This is a genomic window from Mesorhizobium sp. M7A.F.Ca.US.002.01.1.1 (assembly GCF_004022955.1).
Taxonomy (GTDB): domain Bacteria; phylum Pseudomonadota; class Alphaproteobacteria; order Rhizobiales; family Rhizobiaceae; genus Mesorhizobium; species Mesorhizobium ciceri.
This window is the reverse complement of sequence record NZ_RZQE01000624.1, coordinates 1-2788: the sequence shown is the minus strand read 5'-3', so window position 1 is coordinate 2788 and position 2788 is coordinate 1. Positions and strand designations below refer to the sequence as shown.

The window sequence follows — 2788 nt, the reverse complement described above, 5'->3', positions numbered from 1 at the left end:
TATCTGCGCTTTGCGCTCGGCGAAGGCATTGAAAAGGAAGAGACCGATTTCGCGGCGGAAGTCGCGGCTGCGGTGAAGAAATAATCCTTACAAATAGCCCCTGAAGGGGCTTCTCAGCTCAGGCAACTCGGCCGGGTGTCCGCAAGGATGCCCGGCCGATTTCTTGTGCGGTGTCGATAAAGGCCCTGAGCTTCGGCGCCATTGACGCCCGGCGCGGGAAATAGAGGAATAGCCCCGGTTCCTCGATCGCCGTCTGCGGCAGCATCTGGACCAGGCGGCCCGCGGCAAGATCGGCGCGCGCCAGCGGCTCGAAGACATAGGCAAGCCCGACGCCTGCAAGCGCAAGATCGATTGCTGCGAGCGAATCCGTCACGACAACGCTGCCCCGCGTCTCCATGGCGATGTCCTTGCCATCCTCGATCAGATCCCAGCGATAGAGCGCACCAGAGCGGACGAGCCGGTAGCCAATACAATTGTGGTTCGCCAAATCGGCAACGCTGCTGGGACGGCCGTGCCGTCCGATATAAACGGGCGAGGCCACGATGACGACGGAGAACGGCGGCGTCAGCCGGACCGCGACCATGTCCTGGGCGATCATCTCGCCAAGCCGGATGCCGGCATCGAAGCCTTCGCCGACGATGTCAACCAGACCCTGGTCAGCGAAGACCTCCACCGTAACCTCCGGATAGCGTTCGGCCATCGCGGCGACCACCGGCGTCACCGCCAATGGTATGGCGATGTTGGAGGCGTTGATCCTGAGCAGGCCAGACGGCCTGCCTTTGACGCTGCGGATACGGTCCATCCGCTCGGCAATATCCTGGAGGGCCGGAGCCGCCGTTTCCACCAGCGCCTTGCCGGCCTCGGTGAGCGAAACGCTGCGCGTCGTCCGTGCGAACAAAGGCTGGCCGATCCGCTCTTCGACAATGCGCACCGCATGGCTGACTGCCGAAGGGCTCATGCCGAGTTCGGCGGCGGCAAGCGCGAAGCCGCCGCGTCGGGCCACGGCGACGATCACAGGCAAGTGGGTGAGCAGGTCCCGGTACATTCATGCATGATATCGCATGGTCCATGCGAACAATGCAATCTTGTCGATGTCGGCCGAGCGGTCCACATTGCCGGCCGCACGTCGACGATGGGCTGATGGCATCGAGGAGAAAGAACATGAATGCGTTGAAGCGCGTAACTTTCGCGGCAGGCATGGCGTTGGCGCCGATGGACGCCGGCGAGGCGGAGCCATCAGACTGGCGGGCGCTCGCAGACGAACGCGCGGTCATTCGCATCGCCGATGCCATCGACCGGGCCGTCGACGCCCAGAACTGGAAGCTTGCACGCAGCTATTTCGCGGATCGGGCCACTGCCGATTTCAGCAGCCTTTCCGGACAGCCGGCGGCCAACATCGCTTCCGACGACCTGATTGGCGCCTGGGCGGCCAACCTCAAGGGCAGCAAGACAAGCCTGCATCTGCGCACCAATCACCAGGTCGTTCTCGAAGGGGACACGGCGACTGTCCTGTCGAACGGCTATGCCTGGAACCGGATGGAAGGCAATGGCGACCCGCTTTGGGAGGTCTGGGGCACCTATGAGCATCACCTGACGCGTTTTGCGGATGGCTGGAAGGTCGATGGCTTTGCGTTCCGCATGACACACGAGCGCGGCAATCCCTGGGTCAAGACCACTCCGGGCCAGTGACGCTCGGGCATCTATCACCAAGCATTGGAAGACGATTATGACCATGACCTACTACACTCTTGGCAACAGCGGCCTCAGGGTCAGCCGGCTGGCGCTGGGCACGATGACTTTCGGCACGGAATGGGGCTGGGGAGCCGACAGGGATACGGCGCGGGCGATGTTCGACGCCTATGTCGAGGCGGGCGGCAATTTCTTCGACACGGCGGATCTCTACACAGACGGCACGGCCGAAGCCTGGCTTGGCGAATTCATCGCCGAGCGCGGCTTGCGCGACATGGCGGTGATCGCCAGCAAGTTCACCATGAACATGCAGCCCGGAAATCCGAATGCCGGCGGCAATGGCCGCAAGAACATCATGCGGGCCGTAGATGTTTCGCTGAAACGGTTGGGGACCGACTATATCGATCTCTATCTCATGCATGTCTGGGACAGGCTGACCCCGGCCGAGGAGGTCATGCGCACGCTGGACGACCTGGTTCGGATGGGCAAGGTGCGCCATGTCGGCCTTTCGGATGTGCCCGCCTGGTATGCGGGCCGCGCACAGGCGATCGCCGAATTGCGCGGATATGAGCCGGTTTCGGCGCTACAGCTCGAATATTCATTGGCCGAACGCGCGATCGAGAATGAGTTCGTGCCATTCGGCACGCGCCATGGCGCCGGCATCATGGTGTGGAGCCCGCTGGCCAGCGGGCTGCTGAGCGGCAAGTATCGGCCGGCTCAGGCCGGAACCGCGGGCCGGCTCGACGGATTTCGCAACTCGACGCATCCGGGGTTCCAAAAGTTCACGCAACGCAACTGGGCTATCGTGGCCGAACTCGAGAAGGTCGCATCCGAGATCGGCCGCAGCATGCCTCAGGTCGCGCTCAACTGGGTAGCGACGCAGCCGGGGATCGCGACCGTCATTCTCGGTGCGACGACGCTCAGCCAAATGCAGGACAATCTTGGCGCGCTGGATTTCGAGATTCCGAAAGCGCATCGCGACCGGCTGGAGAGGGTCAGCAGAACTCCAGCGCCGTTTCCCTATTCCTATTTCGGCGCGCAGATACAGGCGCGCGTCACCGGCGGCGCGACAACCGGCGACAAGCCCTCCAACTACGTG

At 63.1% G+C, this 2788-nt stretch carries 3 protein-coding genes; 2 read left to right on the top strand and 1 reads right to left on the bottom strand.

Features of this window, described 5'->3' with window-relative positions:
- Positions 1–118: 118 nt before the first annotated feature.
- Positions 119–1045, bottom strand: coding sequence for a LysR family transcriptional regulator (locus EN932_RS33090; protein ID WP_127368442.1), 927 nt, complete (start codon positions 1043–1045; stop codon positions 119–121).
- Positions 1046–1161: 116 nt separating this feature from the next.
- Here EN932_RS33090 and EN932_RS33085 point away from each other — a divergent pair, with 116 nt between their 5' ends.
- Both EN932_RS33085 and EN932_RS33080 read left to right on the top strand, forming a co-directional pair.
- Positions 1162–1689 carry a nuclear transport factor 2 family protein gene (locus EN932_RS33085; RefSeq protein WP_127385400.1) on the top strand — a complete coding sequence of 176 codons (528 nt, stop codon included), beginning with the start codon at positions 1162–1164 and terminating at the stop codon, positions 1687–1689.
- Between the two features lie 37 nt (positions 1690–1726).
- Positions 1727–2788 (top strand): aldo/keto reductase (locus EN932_RS33080; RefSeq protein ID WP_164890753.1); only part of this gene is annotated, 1062 nt, incomplete at its 3' end.

What these genes read in the sequence shown, in the direction of transcription:
- EN932_RS33085 (WP_127385400.1), top strand. Translation starts at nt 1,162, where the DNA reads ATGAATGCGTTGAAGCGCGTAACTTTCGCGGCAGGCATGGCGTTGGCG.
- EN932_RS33090 (WP_127368442.1), bottom strand. Translation starts at nt 1,045, where the DNA reads ATGTACCGGGACCTGCTCACCCACTTGCCTGTGATCGTCGCCGTGGCC.